The organism is Bradyrhizobium sp., assembly GCF_016462955.1.
Lineage (GTDB): Bacteria > Pseudomonadota > Alphaproteobacteria > Rhizobiales > Xanthobacteraceae > Bradyrhizobium.
Genome location: NZ_JAEMSD010000027.1, coordinates 1 through 1,238 on the forward strand (window position 1 = coordinate 1; position 1,238 = coordinate 1,238).

The 1,238-nt window shown below is 63.3% G+C and carries 1 protein-coding gene; it reads left to right on the forward strand.

Features of this window, described 5'->3' with window-relative positions:
* Nucleotides 1-57 precede the first annotated feature (57 nt).
* On the forward strand, nucleotides 58-1,238 hold a 1,181-nt coding region (locus tag JHD07_RS05180), incomplete at its 3' end, for an MMPL family transporter (RefSeq protein WP_291619703.1).

Consider the following 1,238-nt stretch of genomic DNA (forward strand, 5'->3'; position numbering starts at 1 on the left):
TCCGGTCAGCTACCAGTCTTCGCCGCTCTCGAAGCCTCCCTCGTCGTCGTTCTCGGGCTGCTGCTCTCGGTGGCCGCGGGCTATTACGCCGCTCGCCACTTCGCCATCAACACCGATATCAACTCGCTGATTGCCCAGAATCTGGACTGGCGGAAGCGTGACCAGCAATTCGACAAGGCGTTCGATCAGAACGAACTAATCCTCGCTGTGGTCGAGGCCCGCACGCCGGAAATGACAAGCGCCGCGGCAGACGCGCTCTATGCCAGGCTGAAGGACGACAAGACCAACTTTCACTCCATGCAGCAGCTCGGCAGCGGCGAGTTCTTCGAGAGGAACGGTCTGTTGTTCCTGCCGACCGAGGAGGTCGCCAAGATCACCAGCCAGTTCGAAGCCGCCGCGCCGCTGATCGAGATCATGGCCGGCGATCCCTCGATCCGAGGCCTGACCGGCGCGCTGGAAACCGGACTTGCCGGCGTCAAGCGCGGCCAGGTCAAGCTCGACAACACCGAGCGGCCCTTCAATCTGATCGCGCAGACGGTCGAGACCGTGCTCAACAAGGGCAATGCCAGCTTCTCCTGGCGCGAACTCGTCAGCGACGAGCCGCTCAAGGATTCCGACAAGCGCGCCTTCATCGAGTTCAAGCCGATCCTCGACTACAACGCGCTGGAGCCCGGCAAGGATGCGACCGACGCGATCCGGAAAGCGGCGGCCGAGCTCGATTTTCCAAACAAGTACCAGGCGCGGGTGCGGCTGACCGGTCCTGTGCCAATCGCCAACGAGGAATATGCAACCGTCCAGGAGGGCGCCGTCGTCAACGGCGTCGGTACTATCCTGGTCGTGCTGCTGATCCTGTGGCTGGCGCTGCATTCGTCGAAGATCATCTTCGCCGTGTTCGTCAATCTCTTCGTGGGCCTTGCGATCACGACGGCAGCCGGCCTGATCATGGTCGGATCGTTCAACCTGCTGTCGATCGCGTTCGCGGTGCTGTTCGTCGGACTCGGAGTCGATTTCGGCATCCAGTACAGCGTCCGCTACCGCTCCGAGCGCTACAAGCACGATGACCTCACGGGCGCGCTGGTGCTGGCGGCGAAGCGCTCGGCGGTGCCGCTGTCGCTGGCGGCGATGGCGACGGCCGCCGGCTTCCTCTGCTTCATGCCGACCGACTACAAGGGCATCGCCGAGCTCGGCCAGATCGCCGGCGTCGGCATGATGGTGGCGTTCATCTCGTCGATCACCGT